Raw genomic sequence first — 15,971 nt, forward strand, 5'->3', positions numbered from 1 at the left:
GAATTTAGTTGTGATCATTCATTAGTTGAGTAAAGCGCATATATTTCTTTTCAAATTGCTGATTACTTTGTTCATATCTCTTTTTATCCATATTCTTCAGTAATTCATTGCACTGATTCCATTGCCAGAACCTATACAAACAATCCCGTTGAACCATCTCTATCCGGTTATCTCCCAATGAGAAAGCCCAGTCGATATAATTTTCCGATTCTGCTATCAGATGATTCAATAAAGGAATCGCTTTCTCTGTTTCTCCTATGGAAGCATAAGCGGTGGCTATATCATACGAACCACTCTCGAATACTTCGGGAACATTATATGCCGGAATAGCTTGCCCAGCATATTCCAATACTTTTCTGGCACGGATGTCGTCTCCTTGTTTCACCAATTCTTTAGCCAGTTGCGCAAAAAGCCTTCGATGAGAATAACAGATGCGCAGGGTTGTTTCGTCCAGATAAAGTCCGGGAGTATCCAATCCTCCGTATTTATATCTGTTCATCACATTCTCGTAGAGCTTCTCCGTATCTATGGCATATCCGTTGCCTTCTTCTACGTCTCCCCATTCTTTATAGTTGAAAGGAGTAAACCGGAATGCTAACCCTTCCTGAACAAAGTAGTCATCAAACTTCAGTTTACCGGAGTTGCCTACCGAGATAGCCATGTACAGGGGACGTTCCCAGTTACAGTTAGCCAAAATCTCGAGCATGAGTAAGTCTACTTTAGTCAGCAGACGTATATCTTTTAGAGAAATAGACAGTTTATCCGGTATTGCATCTCTTAGTTCTTCCCCTTTTAAATGACGAATGGCTTCAGGCAACATCATTCCCGAACGGAGTACTGCATCCTTATCAATATGGATATTTATTGTATCGGTAGGTATCACATGGAATTCCTGTTTCTCCGCAAACACCCAATATTTCAGGATATTCTTTATTTCATACGGATCATCTCCAAAACTATCACGGGCTTCTTCGGGATGTTTCTGATACAATGCTTCTATCTGTTTCTTCAATTCCGGACGAACAGCCACATATTCGTTCTTCCCTTCCTGGTATTGATTTTGATCCCAACTGATCGGCAGTCCGGGAGCATCGTACAGAGGACATTGTTGCTGATAAATGTACCAGTCGGTCTGCGCATAACTTAAATTGCAGATACGTACATCTCTGCGTACTTCTTCCGTATCCTGATTATACCACAAGGGAAACGTATCATTATCCCCGTTACAGAATATAATCGGATTTCCTTTGTCGGGAAGTGTCATCAGATAGTTAGCTCCAAAGTCACGACAGGTATACCGGTTGCTTCGATCGTGGTCATTCCAAGTCTGACTTGCCATTTGTATGGGGACAAACAGGCAAAGCAGCATAAGTAAGCTGACCGGAAAGATTTTTGCCTGTTTTCTGCGAAACATGTCACAGCATCCGGCGGCTCCCATTCCAATCCAGATAGCGAACGCATAAAACGAACCTGCATACGCATAATCCCGTTCACGAGGTTGTCCGGGAGTCTGATTCAGATAGAGCACAATAGCCAATCCCGTCATGAAGAAAAGGAAAAATAAGACACTGAATTGCTGCTTGCCTTTTTTCCCGCGTGTCCATTGCCAATAGATACCGAGTAATCCTAATAATAATGGTAAGCCATAGAACACATTGTGACCTTTGTTCTCACGCAAAGATTCCGGCAAAAGTTTTTGATCCCCCAGCCGCAGATTATCGAGCCAGGAAATTCCTGTAATCCAGTTACCATGTTCCGGTTCACCGCTTCCTTGAATATCATTCTGTCGTCCGACAAAATTCCATAGAAAATAGCGCCAGTACATGTAGTTGAGTTGGTATGTGATAAAATAAGTCAGGTTCTCTTTTTGTGTGGGAGCCTCATTTGCACCTCCTCCGGACCATCCTTTGTAAGAAGCGGCCGAACGATCATTCCACATTCGTGGAAACAACATATTTTGAGTGTAGCACACGTCTTCTTTATAGCGGATAATTTTATACTTGCCTTCCTTCTTATCCGGCCGATAGATGGCAGTCCCTTTTTCGGTCTTTACCTTGTAATAGTCTCCTTCGGGCACATACTCCGGTTCGGATGCATAGGTTCTCCCATAAAGTAAAGGAGCACTTTCATACTGTTCGCGATTCAGGTAGCTTTTGAGCGTGAAAATATTATCCGGTGCATTCTCGTTGAGCGGCGTATTAGCATTGGCACGAATGAGTATGACCGCATAGGTGGTATATCCTATGGTGAGCATGAGTAAACACCACAAACCGGTATTCACAATGCGTTTTCTAAACCGATAAATGGCTCCTATCAGTAAAAACAGGACCAAACCCAGAAAGACGATCAATCCTGACTGGAAGGGTAATCCCATCACATTGACAAAGAATAATTCGAACCATCCTCCTACATCAGCCATTCCGGGTATATAAATAAAAAGAATCAATACAATAAGAATACCGGATAATGCAATGGCCCCAATAACTCCCTTGAGTGATAGAGTCTGATATTTTTGGTAATAGAACACTAATACAATGGCAGGAATACAAAGCAGATTAAGCAAATGCACTCCGATTGAAAGACCTATAATATAGGCTATCAGGATAATCCAGCGGTCACCGGACACAGAATCTGCTTCATCCTGCCAGCGAAGAATCATCCAAAATACCAAGGCTGTAAGGAAAGAAGAGAAAGCATATACCTCCCCCTCTACCGCACTAAACCAGAATGTATCACTGAAAGTATAAGCTAAAGCTCCCACAAAACCTGCTCCCAGAATGATAATAACATCCATGACAGATAATTTCCGTTCATCGCCCACAAGCAAGGCTCTCACTAATCGGGTAATACTCCAGAAAAGAAACAAGATACAACCGGCACTCAATAGTGCATTTAAAAAGTTAACCATTCCCGATACTTGCGAAGCATCGGAAGCAAACTGGGTAAACAGGTTTCCGACAAGCATATAGAAAGGTGCTCCCGGTGGATGCCCTATCTGTAATTTTTCAGCACAAGAAATAAATTCGGGACAATCCCAAAAACTTGCGGTTGGTTCGATGGTCATTCCATACACAAACGCTGCTATCAGAAAGACCAGCCACCCACCGAAATCATTCCATCTTTTAAATAATAAGTTGCTCATTGTTCTGTACTTTTTTGTTTGCAAAGTTACAGGACATACTGCTAAAACAGGTATTTTTTACCGGACGGTTACGGACGGGAGTTAACGATAAGATATTGATAATCAACAATAACAAAGATGAAAGAATAGACGAAAACAGACAGAAGATAAATCAGGTACAAATAAAGCAATGGCATAGGATAGTAAATGGCATGAGAATGCCAAGGTGTCACATATGGATTCATTAGGATATTAGGAAAAACAAGTGTCACTCTTGCTTTTTACTATTTAATTTCGTATCTTTAGTGATTTCAATCTTTTTGAAGACAGATAATCATATTACAGAATGACAAATATCACCTTATAAAGTGACATTTGTCACCCTATAGGATGACCATCGTCCCGTTATAACGGGACAACTACCCGACTGCATAAAAGATTACTAATTTCTGTACTAAAAACCATTAATCTCTGCAACGAGAATCCTTAAATGTAGTAAGGAGATAATGAATCATTACCAGATAATAATTAATTGCTGTACTAAAATGAAGGAGCCCCCAATGATTTCACAATATCTTCCAGTGACTCTTTAGAATTTGCCAACATCAGTTTCTCCGTTTTTATTCTGGAGATTCTCCGGGTCAGCGTTTCTGTAGTCAGTTTCATTAAATCAGAAAAGCAAGCAGGTTGGACTCCCTCCCGCAGAAAAGCACATACCCTTAAATCCTCTTCCGTGAGCTTCGGACCTATTTCTTTTAATTTAGATACAAGTCCATAAACATTTTCCTGAAGTCGCAATAACTCTGTCCAGTCTTTCTCGGAGAAAGAAGGGATCTTAGAAGACAAAACATTCCGTTCTTTAAACTGTCGTACTTTTGAGACAACGGGAGAACTTTCATAGATATGTAGTTGAAGAGACTGATACTTCTCTTCAAGGTGGTTACATTGCAACATCAGCTTATCCGATTCAACATCTTTCTTCAGTATTTCTTCTTTGAAAAGATCCAGTTGGGAAAGTACGTGCCGGTTTTTCTTCCAGAGTAGTCCAAGCAATAAAGACATCACACCAAACATTCCTAAAGCAGAAGAAAGAATCACTGAGGAATCGTTTTTACCGTCATTCAACATCAACTGACTGGCGTATGCCTTTCTTTCCATTTCCAGTGCTTCATCAAAGTTACCGTATTTCTGATAATAAAGACTACATCGTTTGCAGATTTTTGCCAGATGATCGTATTCCTCGGTTTCTTTGGCAAGTTGGATTGCCTCCTTAAAGTGGATTTCTGCTTCCTCTTTCTGTTCCAGATCACTTTCCACACAGGCAAGATAATAATATGCTTTTGATTTTTGATATTCATTGCCATTTTTCTCATAATAAGATGCCGCCTGCCTGATCTGCTTATCAGAAGAATGAGGAATGCTTTTGTCCTCGTTGAGCTGGGTACATAATAAATTATATTCTGCCAGTTGGGCTTCATTCATTTGACTTGTCTGAATAGTCTCAAGAATAATAGATGCCGTATCCGGGTCCTGCGCCATGAGCTGTGCGGCTTTGTCTAACCCTTGCTTCACACTCGTTCCTTCCGGATGGCATGCAGCCAATGAAAGGAGCATCATATACAATAAAATTCGAAGGTTATTCATAACTCTATTTCTGTCTTTACAAAGGATTGATTGGATTTGCAAATATAAAAAATAATCGGTATTTATCCTTCCCTAAGTCATACAAAAAGTATAGTGACGCTATCCGCTCCTTATAGCTACGCTATCCGGGTGTGATAGTGACACTATTTGGCAAGGATAGCGTCACTATGTTTTTTTGACAAATATCAAGCCATTGTGCACTGCTAATTAAGAAGATAAGCCGTATCTTTGTAGCAAACAAAAAAATTATATATCATGATTAAAAACATTGTATTTGATTTTGGAGGGGTGATTGTAGATATTGACCGCGACAAAGCTGTTCAGGCATTTATCAAACTGGGACTGGCAGATGCCGACACCCGTCTGGATAAATATCACCAGACCGGCATCTTTCAAGAACTGGAAGAAGGTAAGCTAAGTGCGGATGAGTTTCGGAAACAACTGGGGGATTTATGTGGTCGTCCATTGACGATGGAGGAAACCAAACAGGCATGGCTGGGCTTTTTCAATGAAGTGAATCTAAATAAACTCGATTATATATTGGAATTGAGAAAGTCATATCATGTGTATATTTTAAGTAATACCAATCCTTTCGTTATGTCATGGGCATGCAGCCCTGATTTCTCGTTAAGGAAAAAGCCGTTGAATGATTACTGTGACAAACTATATCTGTCTTATCAGGTCGGTCATACAAAACCTGCACCGGAAATATTCGATTATATGGTGAACGATTGCAATATCATTCCTTCTGAAACTTTATTTGTGGATGACGGCGCCTCGAATATCCAAATCGGCAAAGAACTGGGATTTGAAACTTTCCAGCCGAAGAATGGTGAAGATTGGCGGGAGAAAATGACTGCTATTTTAGAGAAATAACCTTATTGGTTAAAACAAAACATTCGGTTATTCTCTTTATATTTGTCGGAAATACAAGTTATATGCAACCACAAGTTATACTTATAACCGGAGCATCTTCTGGGTTTGGAAAGATTACCGCTCAAATGTTATCAGCACAAGGGCACATCGTTTATGGAACAAGTCGGAAACTTTCCGAAGACATGAATGAGGTGAAAATGCTGGTTGTCGATGTTACCAATTCACTTTCTATCCGCCAAGCTGTTGATAGGATTCTATCGGAACAGGGACGGATTGACGTACTGATTAATAATGCCGGGATGGGTATTGGCGGTGCATTAGAACTTGCTACGGAAGAGGAAGTAAACATACAGATGAATACCAATTTCTTTGGTGTAGTGAATATGTGCCGGGAGGTATTGCCTGTCATGCGTAAAAACCGAAAAGGGAAGATCATCAATATCAGCTCTATTGGTGGTGTTATGGGCATCCCTTATCAGGGATTTTATTCTGCTTCCAAATTTGCGGTGGAAGGATATAGCGAAGCATTGGCTTTAGAGGTTCATCCGTTCAATATAAAGGTTTGCGTGGTAGAACCGGGAGACTTCAACACCGGATTTACAGATAACCGGAATATTTCCGAACAGACAAGACTGGATGCCGATTATGGAGAAAGCTTCCGGAAATCATTGGAGATCATAGAAAAAGAGGAACGTAATGGATGCCATCCATGGAAGTTGGCTGCTGCAATCTGTAAAATAGTGGAGCGTACAAATCCTCCTTTCCGAACGAAAGTAGGTCCCTGGATACAGGTGTTGTTTGCAAAGAGTAAAAAGTGGTTGCCTGATGCGGTGATGCAGTATGCTCTGCGGATATTCTACGCAATTAAGTAAATGTGATATAATGCAAAAAGTCTTTCATAGCCATTAAAGCTAGAAAGACTTTTTTGATTTGAATATCTTCTATGTGTTCCGGATCAATTCTTCGGAACTAATTCTAAAAACATGGTAGTAGTCAGCAGCACAGCCAGTCCGACGCAAACGCTTATCAATAGCCAATTGATATATTTGGCTTTCGGCTTGGTGTCGGCATGCAGATTGTTCAGGAAATATTCTCTGAAGAAAAGATACAATCCGGGAATTGTGGCACTTGCCAACAGGAAATCTTCCGGAATCTGGAAGAAATAAGTTTTGGATAATCCGATCAATGACCAGTGGCAAAGGAACAATACCAGAAACATATTGACTTTTTGTGCAAACAGCAGTAATAATCCGATGGTAAACACAACTACCGAACAAGGCATTACCGGAGAAGTCATTTCCGGGAACGAGAGTCCGCGTGCCAGTGAAACCAGAGGATATATAAAAGGCATTGCCAACAGGACGTAAGACAATAGATCATATTTGTGGGTACGCTCGAAGGTCGTATATCCCGTGATTGCATCCCATACCCAAATGACAGCCATAACGCCCCAGAACATTGCCATCACCCCATTATAACTGCGCTCTTCACAATAGATATAATAGTAGACCACAGAAATCCATGTATAAAGACCTATCATATAGAACTTCATCGCCATTTTCACCCACGGGCGTGGTTTACCGATAAGCAATCCGGTCAATGCAATACCAATCAGGATAATAACTATCTGTAAAAGCCAGGTAGCTGAATTATAATATGCAATTGTTCTCCAAAAAATCTCCATAAAAGTAGTTTTTAATGTCTTGTTAATGAAAAGGCCCTATGTGGGAACAGGAACATCGGGAAAGTAGCTCCTACTGCCAACATGAAAATCACTGTACTTGCTATCAGAGTGTTAGAGAAGAACATTGACATGAACTTGTCCAGCTTATCCGGATCATTCACATTCTGCAGGCACATGATGAGTGAAAATACCATGTTGTAGGCAAACTTACCCGGAATCATGGGAAGCAATGCCGGAATGTAAAGTACTGTCATCGGGCAATATACTTTTTTCCCCAGCCACAAACTGCCGAAGCCGATAACTAATCCAGCAAACAAAGAACCTGTGGCAATATCCACACCTAAATAAGTCATTAAGCAAAAACGACAAGCGTGCCCCAATGCTGCCAGTATAGCAATCATCTTGAATGCACGCAAAGGAGGATCGGAAATCGCACCAAATCCTATACCTGCTACTGCTGCAAAAAATCCATCAGTAAGAATGTCAAGTGCTATCATATCAAATTAAACTGTTTTTTACCATTAATAATGTGAAGGAAAGTCCGATAGCGATGCTGACAATTAACAAAGAAGCTTCTGTCAGACGGGCAAATCCTGTTAACACGTATCCTTCTACTACATCAATCACGCCATTAATCAAAGGAACACCGGGCACAAGATAAAGTACGCTGGTTGCCATTGCGATCTCCGAGGTTGTATCGAAAATCAGCGCGGTGGAAGCACACAGGGAAGCAACAAAAGCCGAGACAATAAATACGACGTAATGGTTGATCTTCTTCATCTGCATTTGTTGTTTCAGGTAGAATCCTGTAATAGTAGCAGAAAATACAATTCCCATGGAAATTAAATCACCACCGAACAATTTACAGAAAGACGCATTGGCAAATCCTACTAATAATAAAACGAAAAGAGGGTGTATCCGCGGAGCAGAAATAATCTTTTTATATCTATCTTTCAATTCCTCCAATGACAAATGATGGTCTACTGCTTCCCAGCTCAAGGCACTTAACTCTGAATTATGCTCAAAACTGATCGGGTGTGCAGGAATGTCTATAACCTCATTACAAGCCTCGTTTGTGTCTTTGTCTATAATAGTCAGAATGATATTTCTATGAAATACGCTTAATTTTACATCTAACCCGAAAGCCTCTCCGATACGCTTTGTATTGCGTACTACCCGCGAGGTGTGTACTCCGGCTCCCATTAAATGGGCTGAATATTCTGCAATAAATTTACCTATGGATAATAAAGATTCGCCTGTCTTCATGAATATGATATTTTTTAATCGGGCGCAAAAGTACAAAAAAAATAGATACCTTTGCCGCGATTAAAAATAAAAAATGCATGAATAACCAATTTACGCATCCCAAAGAGAGAATACGTTTTGCCATATTGACTTTTTTCTTTGCTCAAGGACTTTGTATGGCAAGTTGGGCTAGCCGGATTCCTGATTTCAAAGATGTTTTTGCTGCAAATTATGCCTTTTATTGGGGATTGATCTTGTTTATGATTCCTGTAGGAAAATTTGTGGCGATACCTTTGGCGGGCTATCTTGTTTCGAAGTTGGGAAGCCGGAGTATGGTACAGGTCAGTATTCTGGGATATGCTTCTTCCTTGCTTTGCATCGGACTGGCTCATGAAGTCTATCTGCTGGGCTTTTTACTATTTTGCTTCGGTGTGTTTTGGAATTTGTGCGATATATCATTCAATACACAAGGGATTGAAGTGGAACGCCTGTATGGTAAAACCATTATGGCAACTTTTCATGGAGGATGGAGCTTAGGAGCATGTGCCGGGGCACTTATCGGTTTTGTGATGATTCTGGCAGGAGTCTCCCCTATCTGGCACTATACACTTATATTCATTGTCATCTTTATAATAGTGCTTTCCGGACGAAACTATTTGCAGGAGAGCGCACCGCAGCAAGTGGAGGTTTTTGAAACGAAGGAAAGAAGTATGGCCAAAGCCCCCAATGGCTTCCGGTTATTGTTTCAAAAACCGGAAATGTTGCTTTTGCAGCTAGGACTTGTCGGGCTGTTTGCACTGATTGTAGAAAGTGCGATGTTTGATTGGAGTGCCGTTTATTTCGAATCAGTAGTTCACGTACCTAAATCGTTGCAGATCGGTTTTCTTGTGTTCATGATTATGATGGCAACAGGGCGTTTTTTGACTAACTACGCTTATCAGCTTTGGGGAAAGAAGAAAGTCTTGCAACTGGCGGGTAGCTTTATTTGTATCGGCTTTTTTATCTCTGCCTTGTTAGGAGGTGTTTTTGAATCTATGGCTATGAAAGTCATCATCAATTCATTAGGTTTTATGTTGGTCGGTTTGGGAATATCTTGCATTGTACCTACTTTGTATAGCTTCGTAGGAGCCAAATCGAAAACACCGGTCAGCATTGCACTTACCATTCTGTCAAGTATCAGTTTTATAGGTTCGCTGATTGCTCCTCTTCTTATCGGTGCCATTTCACAAGCATTCGATATTCGTATTGCTTATATGATTATTGGCATATTGGGTGGATGCATTGTATTAATTGTCAGCTTCAGCAGCGCTTTCGATATTCAGGAATCCACAGGAAAGCCTGAACAGGATAAATAAAAAACACAGTCTTTCACAGTGTTTAAAATTAAACTTCCTGTGAAAGACTGCGTCAATCTTTTAATGCCTTAACTAACCTAACACTTTATCTAACTATCTAACCTATCTACAAAATACCCGAAAAATCTTTTATACTACTAATAATCCTATCTTTTAATTCGTTATTTTCAACTATTGAGAAGTCGCAGACTACATTTGCCGGAGCCAATAACACGGCTTTAGCTTCTTCTGCATCTGCCATCTCTTCCGGGTGCTCTCTGAAATAAGTTTCCCATTGGGAAGCTGATTGTGGAGTTACACCCAGCACATAGTTGATAAAATCATCATCCGTCAAAAAATCTTTTACCTTTGAGCACATATCGCATCCTTTTTAAGCGTTTACATAAATAGGACGACGTTATCCTGTATATGTACTCAACCAGTTTATCTTTTTACTAAAATTAACTTGCCAGAGTACGCAACTTTGTCAATCCGCGATGCATTAAGTTGCGTACAGACTGATAATTCATATTCATAATCTCACAAATATCCTCGTATTTCTTTTCTTCTATATAATATAAGGTAAGCGCTTCACGCTGGCGGGGAGATAATTGATCCAGCAGACGTCTAACCAATGAAAATTCATTCTTGCGCTGTTCTTCTTCCATATAATCATCTTCTACATCTGTAGGAGTAGCCACGCTAACTTCCTCTACTGCCGTATCAGACATATACATACGTTTGCGAAGTTCATCACAAAGTTTATTCTTTAATGAGATGAATAAGTATGATCTCAAATTATCAATGATGCCTAATTCATCTTTCTTTGTATAGAGTTTCACGAAAATGTCATGAATACAATCTTTCAGCAACTCTTTATCAGTGGTCAACTTCAATCCGTAATTAAAAAGGACATTGATGTGCAAATTATACAGCTGTGAAAAAGCTGCCATGTTTCCCGCTTGAAAAGAAGCGAGTAAAGTTTCGGTTGAATGATTAGTCTGTTCCATCATAGCATTAATTCGATTGATTTGATGTTGCAAAACTAAGCAGTATCGACCGCAACCTTAGGTAAAATCTGGTTTGTGGATTGAAAAAACAAGTATCATGTTTTATAACACTCTTTTACTAGAATTTACCTATAAAAACCAAAAATCCCGCTGAAGACTCTTCAACGGGATTTTCTGTTTTATAGCTTATGGAACCAATAAATACCTTCTTTTTTATCAGGTACCTTTAGATTGTATAATCCATTTGTTTTCAATGATTTATTTATTGTTTCAATCTTTCCGGAAGCAGGGTGTATGTACTTTAATGCATACTTTCCGGACGATAATTGAACAGGAATTTCTGTTCCGGACTTGGAATAAATGATACTTCCAATATCAGATTTTACCATTTTCTTGTACTCATCCGTATTCGTTTTTTCCACTTCCATGGCTGCTGCATCCTTCAGGAATGCCTTATCTGTGCATGGAATTACAGGACATGAACCACCAGCCATGAATACAGCCCATCCCATAGCCGGATAATTCTGTGCGTAGAATGTCACTGCCTTCTGAGGAAATTTCTGTCGATACTCATAGACAGCTTTATATGCTTCATTGAAAGTGACCTTTCCTACTTTCATCTTACGCATGTGCTGACGCGGTGCCATATTCTTTCCACCTTCCGGTGCAAAGATCCCATCCGTCTTATAATGCCAGTAACGGATATCAATGATATCTACTATGGCAGCGCGTTTGGGGTCTGCAAGGATAGCATCCTGCACATCTTTCGTGGTACTTAATGCCACTTTGGCTTTCTTTCCGGTTTCAGTCTCCCATTCGGCTATCACATCCAACCAGAACTGTACGAAGTGCAACGGTCCTGTAAATTCAGCACTTGTCAACTGAATTACATTCGAATTGTCTGCGAAGTTATTCAGGCATTGACGTATATATTGCCTGTGCAATTCACGACGAACAGGATGGCTGACGTCATAGAACATATCCGCTACAAAGATTCGTTTGTCACCGGCAAATGGAGCAGGTTCAGGAAATCCGGTCTGATTGATGTTATTGCTGCTTCTCCATGGAGAATCTACCCAATGTGCACCGGCTTCCAGAATGTTGTGCTGGAAATAGTTCTCATGAAACAAAAGCAGTCCGTCTTTATTTCCTTTTTCCGCAAACTCTTTTAAACGACTCCAGTACCATGTATTGGGACGTTTCAAATCATATTTGCTCAATCCTTCCCACGCTGTTTCCTGACCGCTGCGTCCGAATGGCTGCTCATAGAAAGGTCCCCATACATCACCATCCCGACGGCGAATCCGTTCGTGGTCATCGCGACGGCGGTCATACCAAAGACCATAGTTCTGATCGAAAACAAGTATGTTTTTCTGTTTCATAAAATTGATAACAGAATCAATGCGGTCTGTCAATCCCAGTCCCTCGCGTCCCGGAACAAAGCGGGTAATGGCCGGACTTGCCTTTTTTAGATAATTGATTTTGAGCTTTCCATTCCACCAAGGGGTGGTATGACTGTTTCCAACCAATAAAATACCATCCATTTGGATACGTCCGTTAGTTATAGTTACTTCCGGTTGAGTGTGTGATTGGATAGTAGAAGAATTTGCAACTAATGAGGCTCCCCTCTTCTCTTTAATGTCATCAACTGATTTTACTCCGGCTGACTCCACCGAAGGAGCAAACTTATGATCGTCTATCCAATGTTCCAACGTTAACCGTGGATGATAAGCCTCTTTAGCCAGTTCCATAGCCACTTCAACTGTAGGGCTACTGGTTGCACTTGTATTTCTAGGCAAGATACGTGCACGTTCTGCACATTCTTTATTCAATCGTTCTTCCAATTGGGCATAAAAGATACTGCGAGGTTGTACGTGATTGTTGGATTGTTCCCATTCACCGTCACCGGAGAACTGCGCCCAACAGCCGTATGCACGGTTCATCGCATCCTTTGCCGGAGCATAACATTCGATTTCTGCTGCGGTACATTGCCAGAACAAGCTGTTTGCCGTATTCCAACCGGCTCCATTTTTATCTTGTCCCAAATTCTTAAAAGTCAGGTTATGACCGTCGATATTTACTACATCGAACAACAGTCCACATGCCCATGCATCGATAGAGCCGCTGAATCCTAAAGATTCGTATGAATCACATTGTACAAAAGCGTTGGGGCCGGCTGCACAATATCCGGCAGCAAAGTCATGAATACCTCGTTCCGAGTAACAACGTTGAAATAAAGTTTGTTGTCCCAGTGTGTGGAAAGTGCAACGACGCATTCCTCCGATTTCTGAAACAGGTTCTCTTGAGATACAGTCTTCGACAGTGATTTTGGAACCTGTACGCTGAACAATCACGGCACTTCCTGCAAAATGTTTGAAATTGAGTTGTCTTACCCAACAGTTTTCCGCATTCTCAATGGAAATACCTGTCCAGCAATGATCTTCATCCTTAGGATAACGCTTGTCATAATCAGAGATCAGTGTCATATTCTCTACTCCACAATCGTAGATACGTCCGTTCCATTGATAAGTCAATAGAGAAGAAGCACCATATTTAGCATCCAGAGCTACAGTCAGCGGAGCATCCAATGTTATCCGGTTGCCATTTACTTCACAGACCCTTCTGTCCCAGGTCAGATCCATATCCCCTTCTTTCCATCCCAAAGCACTGATTCCTCCTCCAAAAATGTCACAACCCAAAGAGGCAATCCACTCCTTGCCGGAGGGACGGGCAACCATTACACGATCTCCTTTTTTCAAAGAAATACCTGAAGCCACTTCCAATGTTCGTGTGTTTACCGGAACATAGTTGGAAAGTATCTGCAAAGTGTCTTGTACATTCAGGTCATCTATTCCTTCCATATAAATAAGGGCACCTCTGTCTACGCCTTTCTTCAGCAGTCTTGTTTTTTCTTTATTCGTTCCCCGCAATACAATTCCGGAGGTGGAGATACGAATACTGCCGGACAGGGCAAACTCACCCTGATCGAGCAAAACAGCTCCACGAAAACCGGAAGCATCGGGAGACAGCGAGGCTACATAATCAATGGCACGTTGAATACGTGCAGTGTTATCTCCTGCTTTCCAGGGGACAAACACAACATTGCGGACAGAAGGAATATCCTGTTCGGAGGATTTATATCCGCATGTAGAGAAATCGAGAATACGGTTTCCCCGATCATCATTCAGGTAAGTGATTTGGTCATTCTTAACCTGTAAAGCAAAGGTTTGCGCATAACTTTGCACAAACCCAATGCTCAATAATCCCAGAAGGATCGTTCTTACTTGTATATTCAGTCCAATCATCTTTAATCTTTTTTCATCTGCTTATAACAGACTTTTCCGTTTAGACAATGTATCGTAATTGTTCTTCAAATCTGTCCAGTCCACTTTCTTTTTAGTGTCTATACCATTGATATATTTTTCAATATTGGTATATCCGTCACCATTGCAGTCCATAGTTGCGTCGGTCGGGTCATTCGGATTCAGACCGTTAGCTATTTCCCAGGCATCCGGCATGCCGTCACCGTCCGAGTCTACTACTGCTTCTCCTTTATATTCGGGAAGTCCGCCTACCTGACGAATGTCTGTAATGATACCCTGCTTATAAGAATCAGCCGGTAACCGTCTTTTCACATAAGGAGAGACAAACTCCGGTGCATCTTTCACATAAATGGCTTTTCCTGTTTGCACAGTCTTTATAACACGGGCATCCACAGCGTCCCGTTTGGGGAAAGTAGCTCCTACATTATCCAATACAAAGTTATAAGCTTTTTTGGTATCCATCACAGTAACCGGAGGCATTTTGAAAGCTTCGTCCGATTTAATTAAGGGCAGGAACTTTGTGGCATCCACATCTTCTTTCAGTTGTACGCCTCCGTCCCAGTTATCTTTTGTGACCTTGGCATTGCCATGAATAATATTCCCGTTTACATAAGCTTTTCCGAATGAGAGAGGTCTGCTTTTGTCACGTCCCGCTTCCGGTTTGAGAATACGATAAGAGATCGGTTTACCTAGCGGAGTGATGGGGCCGGGTTTAAAATAATTGTTTATCATGTTGTAGAAGCTGTTGTGGTCACCTCCGTCTACAGAACGATTCCACCAGTTGAATACAACATTATTGACGAAGTTAAAATCACCGTCCATACCCACCGAACTGTTCCGGCTGATGTTGGAAGCAAAGAGATTCCGGCAGAACATACTGTTATGACCACCGATGGTTGCACCAAAAGCATGGTTGTATGTATCCAGTGCTTCAGAGAAAATAGAATTTTGAATGGTAATGTTTACTGTCGGAAGTTTCAGACCGTGTCCGTCTGCCCCTCTGTTATATACATGACGGTAGATAGACATATTTTCATCCAATCCCCAACTGGCGGAGCAATGGTCTACCATGATATTTCCTACTGCATTCCCTCCTACCGCATCATCGCGGAAAGCCACGTCCTGCGCACCGCGACGGAAGCGCATATGACGAATCACGACATCGTGTGTATCGATCAGGAAAGATTGTCCGGTGATACAGATACCATCTCCGGGAGCTGTTTGTCCGGCAATGGTTACATAAGGGGCGCGTACACTGATCGGGCTTTTCAGACGGATCACTCCCGAAACATTAAATACAATGATACGTGCACCTCCTGTTTCACAGGCTTCGCGGAATGTTCCGGGACCGGAGTCTTCCAGAGAAGTGACAACAATCACTTTTCCTCCACGTCCACCGGGAGTATACATACCTCCGCCTTCCGCACCGGGGAAGGCCGGGATATTGCTCTTTATCAAATCTTCGGGTTTGGAGGCCCATGGCTTATAAGGGCGTCCTTTCTTTGCTTCTTCTAAAACTGTCGGCAAAACTTTTTTCCATGCCGCATCGGATTTCCGTTCGAACTCCGCTTCTTGTTTTGCTCCTCTTTCTTTTACCGAGTCCGGAATTACAGGATACTGGGCTGCCACAGGTAGTACACAGGCAACCAGCATCCACGCTGATAATACTTTCTTCATGTTATTCATTCTTTCGAATCTTAATAGGTTTCTAAAAGGACGATTAAGAAAGCATTT

At 41.4% G+C, this 15,971-nt stretch carries 12 protein-coding genes; 3 read left to right on the top strand and 9 right to left on the bottom strand.

What is annotated here, in order from left to right:
- Positions 1-4: 4 nt before the first annotated feature.
- Positions 5-3,142: a DUF2723 domain-containing protein gene (locus AAHJ11_RS00190; RefSeq protein ID WP_413578852.1), complete on the bottom strand. Its 3,138-nt coding sequence runs from the start codon at positions 3,140-3,142 to the stop codon at positions 5-7.
- 519 nt (positions 3,143-3,661) lie between these two features.
- A complete protein-coding gene (locus AAHJ11_RS00195) occupies positions 3,662-4,765 on the bottom strand; it encodes a tetratricopeptide repeat protein (protein WP_234132134.1) in 1,104 nt (367 codons plus the stop codon).
- A 255-nt stretch (positions 4,766-5,020) separates the two neighbouring features.
- On the opposite strand from AAHJ11_RS00195, the gene AAHJ11_RS00200 reads away from it, so the two are divergent.
- Positions 5,021-5,641 (top strand): HAD family hydrolase, encoded by a 621-nt coding sequence (locus tag AAHJ11_RS00200; RefSeq protein ID WP_195650115.1) that lies wholly within the window; start codon positions 5,021-5,023, stop codon positions 5,639-5,641.
- A gap of 62 nt (positions 5,642-5,703) precedes the next feature.
- The gene (locus AAHJ11_RS00205) at positions 5,704-6,513 is read left to right on the top strand and encodes an SDR family oxidoreductase (protein ID WP_413578853.1); all 810 of its coding nucleotides are present in this window, start codon (positions 5,704-5,706) and stop codon (positions 6,511-6,513) included.
- An 83-nt stretch (positions 6,514-6,596) separates the two neighbouring features.
- Here the strand turns inward: AAHJ11_RS00205 and AAHJ11_RS00210 are convergent, their stop codons facing one another.
- From AAHJ11_RS00210 to AAHJ11_RS00220, 3 genes are read right to left on the bottom strand one after another with little or no spacing between them, the layout of a single operon-like run.
- Complete coding sequence (locus tag AAHJ11_RS00210; RefSeq protein ID WP_148366723.1) at positions 6,597-7,325, bottom strand: DUF6064 family protein; 729 nt, start codon at positions 7,323-7,325, stop codon at positions 6,597-6,599.
- Positions 7,326-7,336: 11 nt separating this feature from the next.
- Positions 7,337-7,822 (bottom strand): threonine/serine exporter family protein, encoded by a 486-nt coding sequence (locus tag AAHJ11_RS00215; RefSeq protein ID WP_004318282.1) that lies wholly within the window; start codon positions 7,820-7,822, stop codon positions 7,337-7,339.
- A 1-nt stretch (position 7,823) separates the two neighbouring features.
- Complete coding sequence (locus AAHJ11_RS00220; protein ID WP_217723518.1) at positions 7,824-8,591, bottom strand: threonine/serine exporter family protein; 768 nt, start codon at positions 8,589-8,591, stop codon at positions 7,824-7,826.
- A gap of 77 nt (positions 8,592-8,668) precedes the next feature.
- On the opposite strand from AAHJ11_RS00220, the gene AAHJ11_RS00225 reads away from it, so the two are divergent.
- A complete protein-coding gene (locus AAHJ11_RS00225; protein WP_122137857.1) occupies positions 8,669-9,925 on the top strand; it encodes an MFS transporter in 1,257 nt (418 codons plus the stop codon).
- Positions 9,926-10,031: 106 nt separating this feature from the next.
- On the opposite strand, the gene AAHJ11_RS00230 is transcribed toward AAHJ11_RS00225, so the two are convergent.
- The 4 genes from AAHJ11_RS00230 to AAHJ11_RS00245 form a co-directional block, all read right to left on the bottom strand.
- Positions 10,032-10,283 (bottom strand): hypothetical protein, encoded by a 252-nt coding sequence (locus AAHJ11_RS00230; RefSeq protein ID WP_148366726.1) that lies wholly within the window; start codon positions 10,281-10,283, stop codon positions 10,032-10,034.
- Between the two features lie 82 nt (positions 10,284-10,365).
- Positions 10,366-10,917 (bottom strand): RNA polymerase sigma factor, encoded by a 552-nt coding sequence (locus AAHJ11_RS00235; RefSeq protein ID WP_195650111.1) that lies wholly within the window; start codon positions 10,915-10,917, stop codon positions 10,366-10,368.
- 176 nt (positions 10,918-11,093) lie between these two features.
- The gene (locus AAHJ11_RS00240) at positions 11,094-14,210 is read right to left on the bottom strand and encodes a DUF6298 domain-containing protein (RefSeq protein ID WP_413579262.1); all 3,117 of its coding nucleotides are present in this window, start codon (positions 14,208-14,210) and stop codon (positions 11,094-11,096) included.
- Positions 14,211-14,240: 30 nt separating this feature from the next.
- Positions 14,241-15,923 carry a polysaccharide lyase gene (locus AAHJ11_RS00245; RefSeq protein WP_413578854.1) on the bottom strand — a complete coding sequence of 561 codons (1,683 nt, stop codon included), beginning with the start codon at positions 15,921-15,923 and terminating at the stop codon, positions 14,241-14,243.
- Positions 15,924-15,971: the final 48 nt, after the last annotated feature.

Origin of the sequence: Bacteroides sp. 90-K9/2 (genome assembly GCF_047310725.1) — a bacterium.
Lineage (GTDB): Bacteria > Bacteroidota > Bacteroidia > Bacteroidales > Bacteroidaceae > Bacteroides > Bacteroides vicugnae.

Excerpts from the sequence above, each read along its gene's own strand:
- AAHJ11_RS00210 (WP_148366723.1), bottom strand. The coding sequence starts at position 7,325 with ATGGAGATTTTTTGGAGAACAATTGCATATTATAATTCAGCTACCTGG.
- AAHJ11_RS00190 (WP_413578852.1), bottom strand. The coding sequence starts at position 3,142 with ATGAGCAACTTATTATTTAAAAGATGGAATGATTTCGGTGGGTGGCTG.
- AAHJ11_RS00195 (WP_234132134.1), bottom strand. The coding sequence starts at position 4,765 with ATGAATAACCTTCGAATTTTATTGTATATGATGCTCCTTTCATTGGCT.
- AAHJ11_RS00200 (WP_195650115.1), top strand. The coding sequence starts at position 5,021 with ATGATTAAAAACATTGTATTTGATTTTGGAGGGGTGATTGTAGATATT.
- AAHJ11_RS00220 (WP_217723518.1), bottom strand. The coding sequence starts at position 8,591 with ATGAAGACAGGCGAATCTTTATTATCCATAGGTAAATTTATTGCAGAA.
- AAHJ11_RS00245 (WP_413578854.1), bottom strand. The coding sequence starts at position 15,923 with ATGAATAACATGAAGAAAGTATTATCAGCGTGGATGCTGGTTGCCTGT.
- AAHJ11_RS00235 (WP_195650111.1), bottom strand. The coding sequence starts at position 10,917 with ATGATGGAACAGACTAATCATTCAACCGAAACTTTACTCGCTTCTTTT.
- AAHJ11_RS00230 (WP_148366726.1), bottom strand. The coding sequence starts at position 10,283 with ATGTGCTCAAAGGTAAAAGATTTTTTGACGGATGATGATTTTATCAAC.
- AAHJ11_RS00205 (WP_413578853.1), top strand. The coding sequence starts at position 5,704 with ATGCAACCACAAGTTATACTTATAACCGGAGCATCTTCTGGGTTTGGA.
- AAHJ11_RS00215 (WP_004318282.1), bottom strand. The coding sequence starts at position 7,822 with ATGATAGCACTTGACATTCTTACTGATGGATTTTTTGCAGCAGTAGCA.
- AAHJ11_RS00225 (WP_122137857.1), top strand. The coding sequence starts at position 8,669 with ATGAATAACCAATTTACGCATCCCAAAGAGAGAATACGTTTTGCCATA.